This window comes from Nocardia sp. NPDC102475, assembly GCF_055584605.1.
Map to the genome: position 1 here is coordinate 203,299 of NZ_JBVJLS010000004.1, position 18,001 is coordinate 221,299.

The following is an 18,001-nucleotide window of genomic DNA, read 5'->3' on the forward strand; positions in this document are numbered from 1 at the left end:
CCGGCTGCGTCTATTTCACCGGCAAGAACGCCGGTGCCGGCCGCTCGATCGATACCGAGTCGAATACCGGGCAGTACCTGTAGGTCGGTTGACTTCGAGGGCCGTGCTTCCAGCTGGGAGCACGGCCCTTCGGCGTTTTCGGGATCATCCTCGTGGGGTAGGCGGGGTCATTCTTGGGGTTGATGTGGGGGTTTGGGCGGACGGGTTAAAATTTGGCCATGCGGCCAGAAAATGGGACGGATGGTCGGCAACGGTCGTTCATCGAGGAGGCGCGGCGACGGCAGATCATTGCCTCGGCGGTGGAGGTGATTTCGGAGGTGGGGTACGGGCGTGCTTCGCTGGCGCGGATCGCGAAGCACGCCGGGATCTCCAAAGGTGTCATTTCGTATCACTTCGCGGGGAAGGACGAGCTGATGGAGCAGTTGGTGATCCAGCTGTATGTGTCCGGTGGCGAGCACATCGCGCCCGCGGTGATGGCAGCGGACGGGCCCCGCAATCAGTTGCTCGCCTATATCGGGGCGAATCTCGGCTTCATCGATGCGAACAAGAAGTATGTCGCGGCGCTGACCGATGTGGTGCTGAATCTGCGTGATGCGGATGGAAAGCCACGGTTCGCCTCGGCGGAGGGGGAGCAGGAGATCATCCAACCGCTCATCGACATCATGCGGGAAGGCCAGCGCACCGGCGATTTCGGCGAATTCGATCCGGCGGTCATGGCCAAGTCGATTCGCGATGCCATCGATGGCGCGGCCGGACGGGCGATTCGGGAGAAGGACTTCGATATGACGACGTACACGGCGCATGTGTGCCAACTATTCGATTCGGCGACCCGGAAGGGGGGACGTGATGACCACCGTGGTGGAAAGTGAAGTGCGGCAGGAAGGTAACGCCGCAGCGACACCGCCGTTCGCGTGGCTCGGTGTGGGCGCGGTCGCCGTGGCGTCGGCGATCATGCTGTTCGCATCGCTCGGACGATACGGATACTTCGGTGACGAACTGTATTTCCTGTCGGCCGGGCGTCGGCTCGGATTCGGCTATGCCGATCAGGGCCCGCTGCTGCCCGCGATCGCCCGGCTGATGGATGTGCTGGCACCGGGATCGCTGGTGGCACTGCGGATTCCGGCTGCACTGGTCACGGTTGCGGCGGTGTTGATAAGCGCCCAGATCGCCCGGGAGTTCGGTGGGTCGCGGACCGCGCAGGTACTGAGCGCGACCGCGTACGCGACCTCGCCGTTCCTGCTCGTGCAGGGAACTCAGTTGGCCACCAATACGATTGATACCGCATTGTGGGTGGTGATCAGCTGGCTGCTGATCCGGTGGGTTCGCACCCGCCAGGACAGCCTGTTGCTGTGGGCCGCGCTGGTCACGGCGCTGGATATGCAGGTGAAGTGGCTGATTCCATTTTTCTGGATCGCCGTCGCCCTCGGAGTGGCGATCTACGGTCCGCGCGAGCTGCTGCGGCGGCCGGTGCTGTGGGTGGGCGCGGTTTTCGTTGTCCTGGTCATGGTGCCGACACTGATCTGGCAGGCCCGGCACGACTGGCCGCAGCTGCGATTGGGTGCGGTGGTCGCGGCGGAGCAGGCGACGATCGGTGGCCGCTACACCTGGCTGCCGCTGGCGCTGATCGCGGCCGGGCTGTTCGGCGGTGTGCTGTTGGTCGTGGGAATCTGGGCGCTGTTCCGCTCGGAGGCGTTGCGGCCGTACCGATTCCTCGCGCCGCTGCCACTGCTGCTGGCCGTGGCATTCATCGCGACCAACGGTCGCCCCTATTACGCGGCCGGCTGCTACGCGGCGATCATGGCGGCGGGCGCGGTGCGCTGGACCGAGTACACCCGACGATGGCGAATCTATGCGACTGTCCCACTGGTCGCGATTTCGGTGGCGATCGCGGTGTTCACGATGCCGTGGCAATCCGAGTCGTCCATCGATCCGGTCGACAGTCAGGCCGAGGCCGGGATCGAAATCGGCCTGTACGGCAAGTTCGGCTGGCCCGAGCTGCGCGAGGCGACCGCCGACGCATACCAGGCTCTCCCACCGGCTGAGCGTGCGAACGCGGTGATCGTCACCGATTCCTATTGGCAGGCAAGCGCTTTGGATGTCGACCGGAATCGCTTCGGCCTGCCCGCCGTCTACAGCCCCAATCGCGGTTTCGGATACTTCGGCACCCCACCGGATTCCGCGACAACGGTGCTGTGGGTCGGCAATGCCGAAGACGAAATGCGTGCCACCTGTGGTGAATTGACCCCGGTCGGTCGCGTCGACGCACGCCTGGGCTACCCGGACGTCACCCGCGATGTCACCATCTGGCGCTGCACCCCACGTCAGCACTGGTCACAGGTCTGGCCCGATCTGCTTCGCCTCGACTGACCAGCCGTATTGTCCGATTCGTTCAATACATCCGAACACCACCCGCGTTGACTGAACCATGGCCGGGGGCCGAACCGCGCCCCAGGCCATGGTTCTAGGATCAGGAGGATCGGTATGAAAACGAATATCGGCGCGATCACCTTGGCCGTAAGCGACCTCGAACGGTCGCTGCGCTTCTACCGCGACGGCCTCGGCCTCTCCTCACCGGGCATTATCGGCACCGAGTTCGTCCGCGACGAGCGGAACCCCGGTGGGTCGGTCGCCATGTTCACCCTCGACAACGGCCTGATTCTGTCCCTCTACTCGCGCACCGACCTGGCGATGGACGCGGGCATCGCCCTCGACCGAGTCACCGGCTCGCCGATGAGCCTCGGCTTCTTCGCCGACTCCCGCGAGGACGTCGATCGCATCCTGCAACAGGCCCAACAAGCAGGCGGGACCATCGTCCGCCTGCCCTTGACCCGCCCATGGGGTATCTATGCGGGCTACTTCGCCGACCCCGACGGTCACCTGTGGGAAGCGGTGTACTTCGTGAACGGTGTTTCGGATTGATATCCGTTGTGCCACCGTGCTATTCGGTAGTGAACCCGCCATCGACGGTAGGCGAACTCGAGTCGCGCGCCCGTGACGAGATCGGATACGACACATGCCCTTTCGCATTGTTTCGTTGCGAAAGAGCAGGTGCCGTGGGGCGCTAACCGAGTTCGGCGAGTTGGGGTACCACCGGCGCCATGCGCTCGATCCATGCCGCCGGGGATCCGGTGGTCGGGATGATGATCACGGTGTGCACGCCGAGCTTGGCGTAATCGGCCATCTGGCGGACGAATTCGTCGCGATTGTCCGGATTCGGCCGCGGATTATTGGCCATGATGGTGATGCGGATACCGTCGAAATCGCGCCCGACATCGTCGCAATGGCGGCGCAGGACGTCGAGTTTGTGGCCGACATCCTCGGGGGCGGAACCGAAGAGATTGCATGCGTCGCCGTACTGCGCGACCAATCGCAGCGTCTTGCGTTCGCCGCCACCGCCGATGAGCACCTTGGGCCGGTTGATCGGCTGCGGCGAGCACAGCGTCTCGGCCAACTGGTAGTGCTTGCCGTCGAAGGGGCCGTTGTTCTGCGGGTCCCACATCTGCTGACAGATGCGCAGCGTCTCCTCGAGGCGTTCGAACCGTTCGGCGATCGGCGGGAACGGCACACCGAGCCCGCGATGCTCACGTTCGAACCAGGCGGCGCCGAGGCCGAGCACCGCGCGGCCGCCCGACAGGACATCGAGGGTGGTGACGATCTTGGCGAGCAGACCGGGATGCCGGTAGGTCACGCCGGTGACGAGCAGGCCGAGGTTGATGCGGGAGGTGTGCGCGGCCAGATAGCCGAGGGTGGTGTAGCCCTCCAACATATTGGACTCGGCCGGGAGGCCGGTCGGCTCGATCTGGAAGTAATGGTCCATGAACGACAGCCAGGTCGCACCGGATGCCTCTGCCGCGGCGCCGACCCTGGCCAATTCACCGGCAATGGCGGTGGTGCCGCCGTCGATATCGAATATCGGTAGGTGAAAACCGAGTTCCATGAAGTGATCCCCTGGTACTAGACGATTTTGCACTGCCAACGCTATGACCTGGAGTGCACTCCAAGTCAAGTCTGGCAGCACGGAGTGGTGTCGACGCAGGTTTCTCGGGTATTGATGGGATGACCACGGTAGCGGGCTGAGCGCCTTAGTAGCAGCGGAAGGAAGGCGATGACACGACCAACTATCAGGCGCCGCACGTTATTCGGCGCGGCAGCGTTGCTGCCGTTGGTCGGATGCGCGACCGGCGGCGGTGCTTCGCCACCCGAGTCCATCGCCCCTACCGATGATCGCCACGATCGCCTGACCGAGCTGGAGCGAAAGTTCGACGCACGTCTCGGCGTCTACGCGTTGGCCACTGGGACGGGCACAACCATCGCCTACCGCGCGGATGAGCGTTTCGCATTCTGCTCGACCTTCAAGGGTCTGGCGGCGGCAGCCGTCCTGCAGCGTAATCCATTGTCGCACTTGGATACTATCGTCACCTACACCGAGGCCGATCTCCTGAAGAATGCTGCCATCACGCCGCAGCATGTGGCATCGGGCATGACGATCCGCGAGTTGTGCGACGCCGCCGTCCGGTACAGCGACGGTACCGCGGGCAATCTTCTGCTCCGTGATATCGGCGGACCGGCCGAACTCACCGCGTACGCGCAAAGCCTCGGCGACACCGTCACCCGAATGGACCGAATCGAACCCGCGATCACCGAAGCTACCCCGGGTGACCCACGAGATACCACCTCACCGAGGGCATTCGGCACCGACTATCAGAAGATCGTGCTCGGCGACGCCCTACCGCAGGATAAGCGCGCCTTTCTGCGCGGTCTGCTCGAACGCAATGCGACCGGCGCTGGCGCCCAACGCATTCGAGCCGGGGTACCACAGGGTTGGATCGTTGCTGATAAGACGGGGACGGGCGACTACGGCACGCTCAACGACATAGCGATCGTGTGGCCGCCGAACGCTGCTCCGCTTGTTATCGCGATCATGTCCAGCAAGTCCACCAGGGACGCCGAGTACAACCAGGCTTTGATTGCCGAGGCCGCCGCATACGTCGTCGCCACACTCGGCTGAGCGGCGATGGCGGTGTCGCCGGAGACGACACCGCCATCAGGCTATGTCGATCAGCCCTGAGCGGTGGTCACCGAATTCAGGACGACATCGGCGTTCGGGCGACCGTCTTCGCCGTCCGCGGCGCCCGCATTGGCGACCCGCGCCAGAACATCCATACCGCCGGTGATCTTGCCGAACGGAGTGTAGTTCGGCGGCAGCTGCGAATCCTTGTAGACCAGGAAGAACTGGCTGCCATTGGTGTCGGGACCGGCGTTGGCCATGGCGACCGTACCGGCCGGATAGGTGGCGCCGTCCAGGTTCTCGTTCGGGAACTGGTAGCCCGGTCCGCCCGTGCCGGTGGCGGTGGGATCACCGCACTGCAGGACGAAGATGCCCGCGGTGGTCAAGCGGTGGCACTGGGTGTGGTCGAAATATTTCTGCCCGGCCAGGAATACGAAGGAGTTCACCGTGCGGGGTGCGCGGGCGGCCTCCAGGGCGATATCGACTGTGCCGCAGGTGGTTTGCAGCTGCGCGGTGTACTTCGCGCCCGTGTCGATCGCCATCGCGGGCTCGCTGGCCCACTGCTTGTTCTCGGGCTTGGCAGAATCGGGGGCCACGCATCCGGCGACCGGTGTGCCCGGATCCGCCGAGACCCCGCCCGCGGCGAAGGTCGCGAGGGTGGTGCCGACGGCGAGTACCCCGAGGCCCCGTAACAGGGCAGTCCCGACTCTGCGATGCTGCCTGATGGGCTGATGGTGGTCGAATTGCCGCACCTGCACTTCGCTGCTCACCGGTCAGGATCTCCTTCTGTTGTGTATCGCATCGGGTGATGCTGAGCGGATCATTCCATCTCGACGCTTCCAGCGGAACGAGATGCGTATTGCGACTGTGTGGCAATAGAAATCAGCGGATATGCGGCGAGTGGTCGGATAGCATGGCTGCGACGGAGGCGCATCTGATCGGCTAACTGGTTCGGCACGCATCGACTCTCCGATGACATCGCCTCCACGGGAGGTGTATCAGCTTGTCCGGATACGTATTTCGCTGGTGTACCGCGGTGGTGTGTGTAGCCGCACTGGTGGGCGGATGCACGGCCGGCGCCGAGACCAAATCGACCTCGCAAACGGGTGCCTGGCCACCGAGCGATGACCGTGGCACGTGTGCGGTCGACAAGCAGGCCGACGTCCCGGCAACGATGCGCGACGGCACGGTGCTGCGCGCCGATGTGTACCGCCCGCAGACCACCGATCCGGTGCCGGTGATCCTGATGCGCACCCAGTACGGCAAGGCCGCCGCGCAGATCCAGCCGTCGCGCTATCGCACACCCGACTGGTTCGCCTCACACTGCTACCTGGTGGTCATCCAGGATATTCGCGGTATCGGCAGCTCCGACGGCATATTCACCGAATTCGGCAATGACACCCACGACGGCTACGACACTGTGGAATGGGCCGCGCGACTGCCCGGTTCGAACGGCAAGGTCGGCATGTACGGCTCCTCGTATGTCGGTGCGACACAATGGCTGGCCGCCATCGAGACGCCGCCGCATCTGACCACGATCGTGCCCGCGAATACTGCCTCCGACTACTATGATGGCTGGACCTACGAGGGCGGCGCCTTCCGCCTCGGCTTCGTCGAACCATGGGCCATGGGCACCATCGGCGCGGAATCCGCCGACCGACGTGACGACAAGGCCACCGCCAACCAGCTGCGCGCGGATCTGCAGAACATCACCTCGTGGCTGAATTACCGCCCCTACAAAGACTTTCCGCCGCTGCAGCCGAATAATCCGGCTGTCGCGCCGTGGTACTTCGACTGGATCCGCAACTCGACACGCAACGACTACTGGAAGCAGTGGAGCATCCGCGACCGCTATCCGAATGTGCAGGTGCCAGTGCTCGATATCGAGGGCTGGTACGACGCATTCCTCGCGGGCGGCATCGAGAACTTCACCGGCATGGTCGAGCGCGGCGCCGCACCGGCACGGCAGGACCAGCGATTGGTGATCGGTCCCTGGGACCACCTCGGCTGGGGACGACCCACCTCGATGATCGCGCCCCGGCTCGAGCAGCTCGGGCCGGTCGGTGACAGCCCGATCAACGAGCTGATGCTGGCGTGGTTCGACCACTTCCTCAAGGCCGCGGACAACGGCGTCGCGGGCAAGCCTCGTGTCGACTACTTCCTCATGGGTGCCAATCGATGGAAGTCGGCACCGAGTTGGCCACTGCCGCAAACACAATGGAAGGAATACTTCTTCACCGACAGCGGCGCCAACGGTGTTGTCGGCCGGGTCGGAAAACTCGTGGATCACGCGCCGGGCGGGCCCGCGGCGGTCGACCGGTATGTCTACGACCCGGCCGCACCCGCACCGAGCATCGGCGGACATTCGTGCTGCTCGGTCGGATCGGGTCCGCAGGGCCCGTTCGACCAGACCGCGGTCGAGCAGCGTTCGGATGTGCTCACCTACACCACCGACCCGCTCGGCGCCGAGACCGAGGTGACCGGCCCGATTACCGTGAAACTGTGGGCCTCCTCCACCGCGCCGGATACCGACTTCGTCGCGCGGCTGGAAGTCGTCGCACCCGATGGTTCGGCCGTCAACCTCAACAATGGCGTCATCCGTGCCGCGTTCCGGGATTCGTTATCGGATCCGACCCCGCTGGTGCCCGGCCAGGCCTATGCGTTCACCATCAAGATCTGGCCGACCAGCTACCAGTTCAAGGTGGGCGATCGAATCCGGGTGGCCATCAGCAGCAGCGACTACCCGCAGTACGCGCCGAACCCGAATACCGGCGAACCCTTCGGCGAAAGCGCCCGCACGCAGCCCTCGACGCAGACGATCTACAAGGATGCCGAGCACCCGTCATCGGTGCTCGTGCCCGTCATCCCGGCCGGTCACGACGGCGCCACCAGCTTCGATATCGAGCCCGGATCCTAAGCACGGCGAACGCGGCGATAGGTGGGGGCCGCGGTGGTCGCGGCGGCGAGCTCGCTGATGAGCCAGTCCAGCTCGCTGTCGGTGATCGCGGCGACGGTGATTCGCAGGTGGTCGCCGGGCGGGTGGTCCTCGACCTCGAAGGGACGGCCGGGTGCGGCCTTGATGCCCGCGGCGGCCAGGGAGATCATGGCCGCGTTCTCGTCGGCGACGGGGAGCCACAGGTTGATGCCGTCGCCACGGGCGACGGCGACGCCCTTGCGAGCCAGCGCCTGGCGGAGTTCGGTTGAGCGCCTGCGGTATTCGGCACGGGCGGCGGCCACGGCGCGCACAGCGCTGTCGTCTTCGAGCATGGTGAGCAGCAAGCGTTGTAGCAGTCGGCTGGTCCAGCCGGGGCCGAGCATGCGCCGTTCGATCATCGGATCGAGGAGTTCGCCGGGGCCGCCGACCACCGCGAGGCGCAGGTCCGCGCCGTGGGATTTGGAGTAGGAGCGGATATGTACCGTTCGGCTCGGCAGTCGGGAGCCGAGGGAGCGCAGCGTCGTGGATGCGATGCCAGCGGAGTGATCGTCCTCGATGACGAGAGTGTCGGTGCCGGTCAGGATTTCGGTCAGTTCGCGGGTACGTGCGGCGGTGAGCGAGACGCCCGTCGGATTCTGTGCGCGCGGCTGCAGGATCAGCGCCGCGGCGCCATGTGCCCGCTCGAGATCGTCCGGCAGTAAACCGGATTCATCCATGCGAACCGGAATAGGCCGAGCGCCGATCCGGGCGAGCAGGTCGAGAAAAGGTGGGAAGCAGGGATCCTCGACAGCCACCGCATCACCGAGCCGCACATGTGTGGTGAGTAGTCGATCGATGGCGTCGAGCGCCCCGTCGACGACCGCGAGCCGTTCCGCGCGGAAGGGCCAATCGGTGCGCACCTTGGCGGCCAGTTCCGGCAGGACGGCCTCACCGAGATAGTCCGCCGCGAGATCGTTGCCGCGTCCGTGCTCGGTGATCGCGCGCAGTGCGGCGACCAGATCCGGTAGGAGTTGCGGATCAGGGGTGCCGCGGGACAGATCGATGCGGAAGGCGCTGTTAGAAGGCGGGTGCAGGCGCTGATAGCGGCCCGTAGGCGTGGTGGCGAAGGTGGCGTTGCGTTCGCCGACAAACGTTCCGGCACGCCCACGCGCCACTATCGCGCCGGTGGCGGCCAGCGCGCGCCAAGCCTGGTTGACGGTAGCGGGGGACACCCGCAACTCGCGGGCGACCTCACGCACGGTCGGCAGCCGCGATCCGGGCTCGATTGCTCCGGAACGTATCCGGCGGCTCACCGCGGCCGCGATTCCGGCGGGGGTGCGATCTTCGAGATTCGCGTTGAACAGGCCGGACCGGGCCGCGCCGGTGGCGGGCGCGGTGTCTCGCAGGTCGTCTGCGGGCACCTGTGGCGCGGTCGTCGGATCGAAGTTCACAGCGTCATTCTGCGTCGGGCACAGCGCCGGAACGAAAACCGGCCCCAAGGGTTTACGGCTACGAAACTGTTTCCGCAATCTTGTAACACAACCGAATTGGATCTCGGTGAAGTATAACAAAGCATGGGAATCGTTCGAGCGGCGCTCGTCCAGACGAACTGGACGGGTGATAAAGAGTCCATGATCAAGGCGCACGAGGACTACGCACGCCAGGCAGCCGCACAGGGCGCCAAGGTGATCTGCTTCCAGGAGTTGTTCTACGGCCCGTACTTCTGCCAGTTGCAGGACACGAAGTTCTACGACTACGCGGAATCGGTGCCGGGGCCGACTACGGAGCGATTCGCCGCCCTGGCAAAGGAATTGGGCTTGGTAATGATCCTGCCGGTATACGAGCAGGAACAGCCCGGGCTGCTCTACAACACCGCGGCGGTCATCGATGCGGACGGCAGCTACCTCGGCAAGTACCGCAAACACCATATTCCGCACGTCAACGGATTCTGGGAGAAGTTCTACTTCCGGCCCGGAAATGTGGGCTGGCCGGTCTTCGATACCGCGGTCGGCAAGGTCGGCGTCTACATCTGTTACGACCGGCATTTCCCGGAGGGCTGGCGCGCCCTGGGCCTGGCCGGTGCGGAAATCGTCTTCAACCCCTCCGCGACCTCGCGTGGCCTGTCCGGCTACCTGTGGAAGCTGGAGCAACCGGCCTCCGCGGTCGCCAACGAATACTTCATCGGCGCCATCAACCGGGTCGGCATCGAGGAATACGGCGATGACGATTTCTACGGAACCAGCTATTTCGTGGATCCGGAAGGTAAATTCGTCGGAGACGTCGCCTCGGACACCGATCCGGAGCTGGTGATCCGTGACCTCGATATGGATCTGATCAAGGTGGTGCGCGACCGCTGGGCGTTCTATCGCGATCGCCGCCCCGACGCCTACGGACCGATGGTGGCTCCCTGAGGCTGGTGATATCGATATGACGAAGACATTCATTCACGGCGGCACGGTGGTCTCGGCCACCGGATCGCAATTGCTCGATGTGCTCGTCGACGGCGAGACCATCGTCGCGGTCCTGCAGCCCGGCGCCACCGCATTGGGCGCGGATCTCGCCGAGTCCGCCGATGTGGTCATCGACGCGACCGGAAAATATGTAATTCCCGGCGGCGTGGACGGCCACACCCATATGCAGCTGCCCTTCGGCGGCACCGAGGCCTCCGATACCTTCGAGACCGGCACCCGCGCTGCCGCCTGGGGCGGCACCACGACCATTGTCGACTTCGCGGTGCAGAAGCCGGGGGAGCGGGTGCAGGACACCCTCGGTCTGTGGCACGAGAAGGCCGCGGGCAACTGCGCGATCGACTACGGATTCCACCAGATCATCGGTGAGGTGAACGACGAATCCCTCAAGGGGATGAGCGAATTGGTGGCCGAGGGAGTCACCAGCTTCAAGTTGTTCATGGCCTATCCGGGTGTCTTCTACTCCGATGACGGTCAGATCCTGCGGGCCATGCAATCGGCGGGCGATCTGGGCGCACTGATGATGATGCACGCGGAGAACGGCATCGCCATCGATGTGCTGGTCGAGCAGGCACTGGCCCGCGGTGAGACCTCGCCCTATTACCACGGTGTCTCCCGGCCGTGGCAGATGGAAGAGGAGGCCACCCATCGCGCGATCATGTTGGCGCAGTTGACGAATGCGCCGCTGTATGTCGTGCATGTCTCGGCCAAGCAGGCTATGGAACAGATCGCCGCCGCGCGGGGTAACGGGCAGAACGTCTTCGGTGAGACCTGTCCGCAGTATCTGTATCTGTCACTCGAAGAGCATTTGGGCGCACCGGGTTTCGAGGGCGCGAAGTGGGTGTGCTCGACGCCGCTGCGATCGAAGGCGGAGGGGCATCATGACGAGCTGTGGCGCTATATCCGCACAGGTGATGTCACATCGGTGAGCACCGACCACTGTCCCTTCTGCATGAAGGATCAGAAAGAGTTGGGGCTCGGCGACTTCAGCAAGATCCCCAATGGGATCGGCGGTGTCGAACATCGGATGGATCTGATGTTCCAGGGCGTCAAAAACGGGCTGATCTCACTGGAGCGCTGGGTCGAGGTCTGCTGCACCACCCCGGCACGCATGTTCGGCATGTATCCACGCAAGGGCGTCATCAGTCCGGGCGCCGACGCCGACATCGTCATCTATGACCCGAACGGGCACACCAGCATCGGGTTCGGCAAGACCCACCACATGAATATGGATCATTCGGCCTGGGAAGGCTTCGAGATCGACGGACACGTCGACACGGTGCTCTCGCGCGGCCGAGTGATCATCGACGACGGCTCGTATCTGGGCACTGCCGGTCACGGCCGGTTCATCGCCCGCGAACTGTCGCAGAACCTGATCTGACCCGACTGCCCTGATGTGACCTGATTGGCCTGATGTGACCTGATTGGAGAGTGCCGCATGGATATCGGTGTGGTGCTGCAATGCACACCGCCCGCCTCGCGGGTGGTCGAACTGGCCAGACAGGCGGAGACACACGGCTTTTCGCATGTATGGACCTTCGATTCGCACCTGCTGTGGCAGGAGCCCTACGTCATCCACAGCCAGATTCTGGCCGCCACCCGCAAGGTGGTCGTCGGCCCGATGGTCACCAACCCGGCCACCAGGGACTGGACGGTGACCGCGTCGACCTTCGCGACGCTCAACGATATGTTCGGCAATCGCACCATCTGCGGTATCGGCCGCGGTGACTCCGCGGTGCGCACCCTCGGCGGCAAACCGACCACGCTGGCGACATTGCGGGAGTCCATCGAGGTGATCAGGGAACTCGGCAACGGTCGCAGTGCCCGCATCGGCGATACCATGGTGCGCTTCCCGTGGGCGAGCGCGTCGCGGCTCGAGGTGTGGGTGGCCGGATACGGTCCGCGCGCACTCGATCTGACCGGCGAGGTCGCCGACGGATTCATCCTGCAACTCGCCGACCCGGATATCGCCGCGTGGACGATCGCCCGGGTGCGGGCGGCCGCGGAGAAGGCGGGGCGCGCACCCGGATCGGTGAAAATCTGTGTGGCGGCACCGGCCTACGTCACCGACGGATCCGATGCCGCGACAGCGCATGCCCGGGAACAGTGCCGCTGGTTCGGCGGCATGGTCGGCAATCACGTCGCCGATATCGTCGCGAAATACGGTATCGACGGCGATATTCCGGCCGCGCTCACCGACTACATCGCGGGCCGTCAGGGCTACGACTACAACGAGCACGGCCGTGCGGGCAATACGCATGCCGAATTCGTGCCGGACGCCATCGTGGACCGCTTCTGTGTCATCGGCACGCCCGATGAGCAGTTGGCTCGGCTGCACGAGCTGGAGAAGTTGGGTGTCGACCAGTTCGCGGTCTATCTCCAGCACGATGCCAAGACCGCCACATTGGACGCGTACGGAGAGTCGGTGCTGCCCAGGCTGGCGCATCCGGTCACGGCGACGGCGGGTGTCGAGTGATCGCCTCGGCAGCGGCGGGGTGCTATGAGCTGGTCGAGAGGCGTCTCTGGGAGCCGGTTCCGGTCTCGGTGGGTGATCGATGAGAGCGGGAGCTATGCGGGCGCGGCAGATCGGCTACGCGGTCGGTGCGCTGGTGCTGGTGGTCGCGGTCTGGGAACTCGTCAAGTACTTCGTGCCCGAGCGCGGGGTGAGTGTCGGCGACACCCGGATTCTGCCGCGCACGAGCGACGCCGCGTTACCGCACGTCTGGTCGGTCATCACCGTGCTCGGTGACAAGGACGGCGCAGGCACGGTCGGCGGAACACTGCTGCGCACAGCGGGATTCACCTTCGGGCTCGCGCTGCTGGCATTGGCGATCGGCACGGTAGTCGGTATCGCGCTCGCGGTGGTGATGCAGCGTTTCTCCTTCGTCGAACGCGGATTACTGCCCTACATCGTTGTCTCGCAGACGGTTCCGTTGATCGCCTTGGCGCCGCTGGTGGCCGGGTGGGGTGGGAAGATCGTCATTGCCGGTGAGCCGTGGCGGCCGTGGATGAGTATCGCGGTCATCGCGTCGTATCTGGCCTTCTTCCCGGTGGCGGTCGGGATGTTGCGCGGATTGCAGGCGCCGTCCAAGGCATCGGTGGAATTGCTGCACAGCTACTCCGCGAATTGGTGGGAGACGTTGGTGCACTTACGGTTTCCCGCCGCAGTGCCGCACTTTCTGCCCGCCCTGCGCTTGGCTGCCGCGGCATCGGTGATCGGTGCCGTGGTCGCGGAGATCTCGACCGGCACCGCGGGTGGCATCGGCCGCCAGATCATCGTCTTCTCCCAGCAGGCCACCGGCGACGCGGCCCGGCTCTATGCGGCTGTTCTCGCCGCCGCGCTGCTCGGTGTCGCCGTGACCGCCGTCGTCGGCTTGGCAGAACTGGCACTACGTCGTTACAGCCGTCCCGCCGGGGCGCGCGGTTCTTCAGGAGGTACCCGTTGACCGGGAAAGTGGAATCGGCCACCACGGGTAGCGATGCGTCCGACGAGCAGATCCAGGCGCCGGATCCGGGTCTCGTCGCGGCGAAGGTCGAAGACGTGGCGGCGGTCGACCTCACCGATGTCGGCAAAATCTTCGACGCGGGTTCGGTGACCGCGCTCACGGGTGTCTCGCTGAAAGTCCTTGCGGGGGAGTTCGTCTCGCTGATCGGTCCCTCGGGCTGCGGCAAATCCACTCTGCTGCGCATCATCGCCGATCTGGAACGACCGAGCAGCGGCACCGTGACCGTGCACGGCAAGTCCGCGCGGCAGGCCAGAATCGACCAGGACTACGGCATCGCGTTCCAACAGGCGGGACTCCTGGACTGGCGCACCGTTGCGGCCAATGTCGAACTGCCACTCGAGTTGCACAAGGTCCGGAAGGCCGAAAGACGCTCTCGCAGTGCTGAGCTCCTCGAGATGGCCGGCCTCACCGATTTCGCACACCGCTATCCGGCGGAACTGTCCGGCGGTATGCAACAGCGCGTGGCGATTGCCAGGGCATTGGCCCGTAAGCCTTCGCTGCTGCTCATGGACGAACCATTCGGGGCGCTGGACGAGATGACCCGCGAACGCATGCAGGGCGAGTTACTACGCATCGCCGGAGAGACCGGTGCCGCAGTGGTTTTTGTGACGCACTCCATTCCGGAGGCGGTGTTCCTGTCCGATCGCGTGGTGGTCATGTCACCGCGGCCCGGCCGCATCACCGAGATCGTGCCGACCGGCGGCTGGGGCCGTGAGGCGGGCGTCAGCGGTGACGATATCCGGTCCAGCGAGGCGTTTTTCGAGGCCGTCGCCGCCGTCCGCACCGCGCTGCGCGGCGGACACGAGACCGCCGACATCATCGTGGCGAGACAGGATCTGCAATGAAGACGTGGCTACCACCGGTGATATTCGGCGTCGGCGGATTGGCGCTGTGGCAGGTGCTGACCGTCGTGGCGGGTGTGCCGTCCTTCCTGCTGCCCGCGCCGACCGCGATCGCGAAACAGTTCACCGAGAACTTCGACCGCATCGTCGATGCCGCCACCGCGACCGGTACGAACGCTCTCATCGGCCTGCTGATCGGTGCGGTCCTCGGCATTGTGGCGGCCATGGTCGCGGTTCGGTTCCGGCTGGTCGAGGGGCTGTTGACGCCGATGGCCGCCGCGGCCGCCGCGGTGCCGATCGTTGCGCTCGCCCCGCTGCTGAATTCGATGTATTCGACCACCACCGATACCCCGCGTCGCATGGTCGTGGCCATCGTGGTGTTCTTCCCGATGTTCGTGAGTACCGCCCGTGGCCTGCGTCAAGTGCCGCAGGTGCACGCCGATCTGATGACTTCGTATGCGGCGGGCGGCTGGCAGATCACCCGCACGGTGCGGTTGCCCGCGGCACTGCCCTACCTGTTCACCGGGCTGCGCATCGCGGCGCCGGGCGCGGTGATCGCGGCCATTATCGCCGAATACTTCGGCGGCCTGCAGAACGGCCTCGGCAGCCGAATCACCTCCGCCGCGGCGAATACCGCTTATCCGCGGGCGTGGGCCTATGTGGTCGGCGCCATGATCGTCGGCCTGCTCTTCCTCACCGTCGTCCTGATTCTCGAACAACTGACCCGCCGACCCCGGACCATCCTGATCCGCGACATCTTTGGGAGATCGAAATGAGAACTGCCACAGGGCGTTTACGCGCTTGTCTCGCGCTGGCGGCGTTGGCGGCGGCCACGCTGACCGGCTGCAGCACCACCGACAGTGGCTCAGGAACCACCGCGGACGGCCTGACCAAGGTCCGCCTGCAGTTGCAGTGGTTCAAGCAGGGGCAGTTCGCGGGTTATCTGGCCGCCGTGGATCAAGGCTTCTACAAGGAGCAGGGCCTGTCCGTCGAAATCCTCGATGGCGGAACCGATATCGTGCCGCAGACGGTGCTGGCCCAGGGACAGGCCGATTACGCGATCGCCTGGGTACCCAAGGCGCTGGCCTCGCGCGAGGCCGGGGCGGGTATCACCGATGTGGCGCAGGTGTTCCAGCGCTCGGGCACCAAGCAGGTGTCGTTCAAGTCCGACAACATCACAGGCCCGGCCGCGCTGCGCGGTAAAACCGTCGGAAACTGGGGCTACGGTAACGAATTCGAGCTGTTCGCGGGCATGACCAAGGCGGGCATCGATCCGTCCAAGGACGTCAAGCTGGTCCAGCAGCAGTTCGATATGAACGCCTTCCTCGCCAGGGACATCACTGCCGCCCAGGCCATGTCCTACAACGAATACGCCCAACTGCTGGAGACGAAGAATCCGGGCACCGGGAAGCTCTACACCGCAGAAGATTTCGCCACCATCGACTGGAACGACGAGGGCGTGGCCATGCTGCAGGACGCGATCTGGGCGAATTCGGAGAAGCTGAAGGATGCGAAATACCAGGACCAGACCGTCAAATTCATCGCGGCCTCGCTGAAGGGCTGGGCGTTCTGCCGCGACAATGTCGACAAATGCCGCGATATCACCGTCGCCGCGGGCAGCACGCTCGGCGCCAGCCACCAGCAGTGGCAGATCAACGAGGTCAACAAGCTGATCTGGCCCTCGCCCAACGGGATCGGCATGATCGACAAGTCCGCATGGGACCGCACCGTGAAGATCGCCAAGGAGACCAAGAACCAGGAGGGCGTCACGGTGCTGAAGCAGGATCCCGATGCGGGCGCGTTCACCAACGAATACGTCACCAAGGCAATGGACCTACTGAAATCCGGTGGAATCGACGTCACCGGAACGGGATTCGCGCCGCAGCAGGTGACACTGACCGAAGGCGGTAAATAGGTGGTCGATCACGTCTTCTATCCGTGGAGCGCCCAGGCGACACTGAATCCGGTACCGATCGTCGGCGCGTCGGGGTCGTGGTTCTGGGAGGAGAGCGGCAAACGCTACCTCGACTTCTCCTCCCAACTGGTGAATGTCAATATCGGCCACCAACATCCGGATATTGTCGCGGCAATTATTGATCAGGCACAGAAACTCGCGACCATCTCGCCGACCGTCGGCAACGAGGCGCGCAGCGAACTGGCTCGGCTGATCGTGGAACGCGCACCGGGTGAGCTGAACCGGATTCTGTTCACCACCGGCGGTGCGGAGGCCGTCGAACATGCGGTGCGGCTGGCCCGCAGCTACACCGGCCGCACCAAAATGCTCGCCGCCTACCGCTCCTATCACGGCGGCACCGGCGTCGCGATCGGGCTGACCGGTGAGCCGCGCCGCTGGGGTGCCGAGCCGACCAATGTCGACGTGGTCCGCTTCTTCGGGCCCTACCCCTACCGATCCCCATGGGGCTCGAGCACTCCAGAGGAAGAGACGACGGCGGCACTGAACCACTTGCGCCAGGTCATCGAATTGGAAGGGCCGCAACACATTGCGGGCCTGATCATGGAGACGGTGGTCGGCACCAACGGCGTGCTCGTGCCGCCGCCGGGCTATCTCGCCGGTGTCCGGGAACTGTGCGACGAATTCGGCATCGTCTATATCGCCGATGAGGTGATGGTCGGATTCGGCCGGGTCGGTGAGTGGTTCGCGGTCCAGGCCTTCGATGTCGCGCCCGACATCATCACCTTCGCCAAGGGCGTGAACTCCGGTTATGTTCCGCTCGGCGGTGTACTGATGGCCGAGCGGATCGCGCAGCGCTACGACAATACGGTGTATCCAGGCGGACTCACCTATGCCGGACATCCCCTCGCCTGTGCCGCGGGCATCGCCTCGATCAATGTCTTCGAACGCGACGGCATTCTCGACCATGTGCGCACGGTCGGCGCGGATGTCCTCGGAAAGGGCTTGGCGGAGTTGGCGTCTCGGCATCCGAGCGTGGGCGAGGCGCGGGGCATCGGGTTCTTCTGGGCGCTGGAGTTGGTGCGCGATCCACGCACTCGCGAGCCGCTCATCCCGTTCGCGGCCGCTGGTCCCGCCGCTGAACCGATGAACCGGGTCACCGCCGCCGCCAAGGAACGTGGGCTGTGGCCGTTCAATGCGGGCAACCGCTTCCAGATCGCGCCGCCGCTGACCACCTCGGCCGACGAGCTTCGCACGGGGCTGGAGATCGTCGACGAGGTGTTGGAGGTCGCCGACGAATACGTGGGGTGAATCGCCTGCTGGCCGGCGGGGGAAATGGCCGTTTCCCGCT

16 protein-coding genes are annotated in these 18,001 nt (G+C 64.9%); 13 read left to right on the forward strand and 3 right to left on the reverse strand.

Going from position 1 to position 18,001, the window contains the following annotated elements:
* Positions 1-218: 218 nt before the first annotated feature.
* From ACZ60G_RS09135 to ACZ60G_RS09145, 3 genes are all read left to right on the forward strand, one after another.
* Positions 219-869, forward strand: a complete 651-nt coding sequence (locus ACZ60G_RS09135) for a TetR/AcrR family transcriptional regulator (protein WP_465808695.1) — start codon at positions 219-221, stop codon at positions 867-869.
* Positions 847-2,367, forward strand: coding sequence for an ArnT family glycosyltransferase (locus ACZ60G_RS09140; protein ID WP_465808697.1), 1,521 nt, complete (start codon positions 847-849; stop codon positions 2,365-2,367). Before ACZ60G_RS09135 ends, ACZ60G_RS09140 begins: the two co-directional genes overlap by 23 nt.
* 114 nt (positions 2,368-2,481) lie before the next feature.
* Positions 2,482-2,919, forward strand: coding sequence for a VOC family protein (locus ACZ60G_RS09145; protein WP_465808699.1), 438 nt, complete (start codon positions 2,482-2,484; stop codon positions 2,917-2,919).
* A gap of 142 nt (positions 2,920-3,061) precedes the next feature.
* Here ACZ60G_RS09145 and ACZ60G_RS09150 read toward each other — a convergent pair whose 3' ends face one another.
* The gene (locus ACZ60G_RS09150; RefSeq protein ID WP_465808701.1) at positions 3,062-3,937 is read right to left on the reverse strand and encodes an LLM class F420-dependent oxidoreductase; all 876 of its coding nucleotides are present in this window, start codon (positions 3,935-3,937) and stop codon (positions 3,062-3,064) included.
* 168 nt (positions 3,938-4,105) lie between these two features.
* Between ACZ60G_RS09150 and bla the strand changes: the two genes are divergently transcribed.
* Positions 4,106-5,008 carry a class A beta-lactamase gene (gene bla / locus ACZ60G_RS09155; RefSeq protein WP_465808703.1) on the forward strand — a complete coding sequence of 301 codons (903 nt, stop codon included), beginning with the start codon at positions 4,106-4,108 and terminating at the stop codon, positions 5,006-5,008.
* A 50-nt stretch (positions 5,009-5,058) separates the two neighbouring features.
* On the opposite strand, the gene ACZ60G_RS09160 is transcribed toward bla, so the two are convergent.
* The gene (locus ACZ60G_RS09160; protein ID WP_465808705.1) at positions 5,059-5,778 is read right to left on the reverse strand and encodes a peptidylprolyl isomerase; all 720 of its coding nucleotides are present in this window, start codon (positions 5,776-5,778) and stop codon (positions 5,059-5,061) included.
* Positions 5,779-6,182: 404 nt separating this feature from the next.
* On the opposite strand from ACZ60G_RS09160, the gene ACZ60G_RS09165 reads away from it, so the two are divergent.
* Entirely contained in the window at positions 6,183-7,925 is a 1,743-nt protein-coding gene (locus ACZ60G_RS09165) for a CocE/NonD family hydrolase (protein WP_465809156.1), read from the forward strand.
* Here the strand turns inward: ACZ60G_RS09165 and ACZ60G_RS09170 are convergent.
* A complete protein-coding gene (locus tag ACZ60G_RS09170) occupies positions 7,922-9,373 on the reverse strand; it encodes an aminotransferase-like domain-containing protein (RefSeq protein ID WP_465808707.1) in 1,452 nt (483 codons plus the stop codon). The genes ACZ60G_RS09165 and ACZ60G_RS09170 overlap by 4 nt on opposite strands.
* 123 nt (positions 9,374-9,496) lie before the next feature.
* Here ACZ60G_RS09170 and ACZ60G_RS09175 point away from each other — a divergent pair, with 123 nt between their 5' ends.
* The 8 genes from ACZ60G_RS09175 (at position 9,497) to ACZ60G_RS09210 (ending at position 17,961) form a co-directional block, all read left to right on the forward strand.
* Positions 9,497-10,333: a nitrilase-related carbon-nitrogen hydrolase gene (locus ACZ60G_RS09175; protein WP_357475590.1), complete on the forward strand. Its 837-nt coding sequence runs from the start codon at positions 9,497-9,499 to the stop codon at positions 10,331-10,333.
* A gap of 16 nt (positions 10,334-10,349) precedes the next feature.
* The gene (gene hydA / locus ACZ60G_RS09180) at positions 10,350-11,771 is read left to right on the forward strand and encodes a dihydropyrimidinase (RefSeq protein ID WP_465808709.1); all 1,422 of its coding nucleotides are present in this window, start codon (positions 10,350-10,352) and stop codon (positions 11,769-11,771) included.
* 57 nt (positions 11,772-11,828) lie between these two features.
* Positions 11,829-12,866, forward strand: a complete 1,038-nt coding sequence (locus ACZ60G_RS09185) for a TIGR03842 family LLM class F420-dependent oxidoreductase (protein WP_465808711.1) — start codon at positions 11,829-11,831, stop codon at positions 12,864-12,866.
* A gap of 79 nt (positions 12,867-12,945) precedes the next feature.
* Positions 12,946-13,836, forward strand: coding sequence for an ABC transporter permease (locus ACZ60G_RS09190; protein ID WP_465808713.1), 891 nt, complete (start codon positions 12,946-12,948; stop codon positions 13,834-13,836).
* Positions 13,833-14,741 carry an ABC transporter ATP-binding protein gene (locus ACZ60G_RS09195; protein ID WP_465808715.1) on the forward strand — a complete coding sequence of 303 codons (909 nt, stop codon included), beginning with the start codon at positions 13,833-13,835 and terminating at the stop codon, positions 14,739-14,741. The genes ACZ60G_RS09190 and ACZ60G_RS09195 overlap by 4 nt, the downstream gene beginning before the upstream one ends.
* The gene (locus ACZ60G_RS09200; protein ID WP_465808717.1) at positions 14,738-15,514 is read left to right on the forward strand and encodes an ABC transporter permease; all 777 of its coding nucleotides are present in this window, start codon (positions 14,738-14,740) and stop codon (positions 15,512-15,514) included. Before ACZ60G_RS09195 ends, ACZ60G_RS09200 begins: the two co-directional genes overlap by 4 nt.
* Entirely contained in the window at positions 15,511-16,653 is a 1,143-nt protein-coding gene (locus ACZ60G_RS09205; RefSeq protein WP_465808718.1) for an ABC transporter substrate-binding protein, read from the forward strand. The genes ACZ60G_RS09200 and ACZ60G_RS09205 overlap by 4 nt, the downstream gene beginning before the upstream one ends.
* On the forward strand, positions 16,654-17,961 hold the full coding sequence (locus tag ACZ60G_RS09210; RefSeq protein ID WP_465808720.1) for an aminotransferase class III-fold pyridoxal phosphate-dependent enzyme: 1,308 nt from the start codon (positions 16,654-16,656) through the stop codon (positions 17,959-17,961).
* Positions 17,962-18,001: the final 40 nt, after the last annotated feature.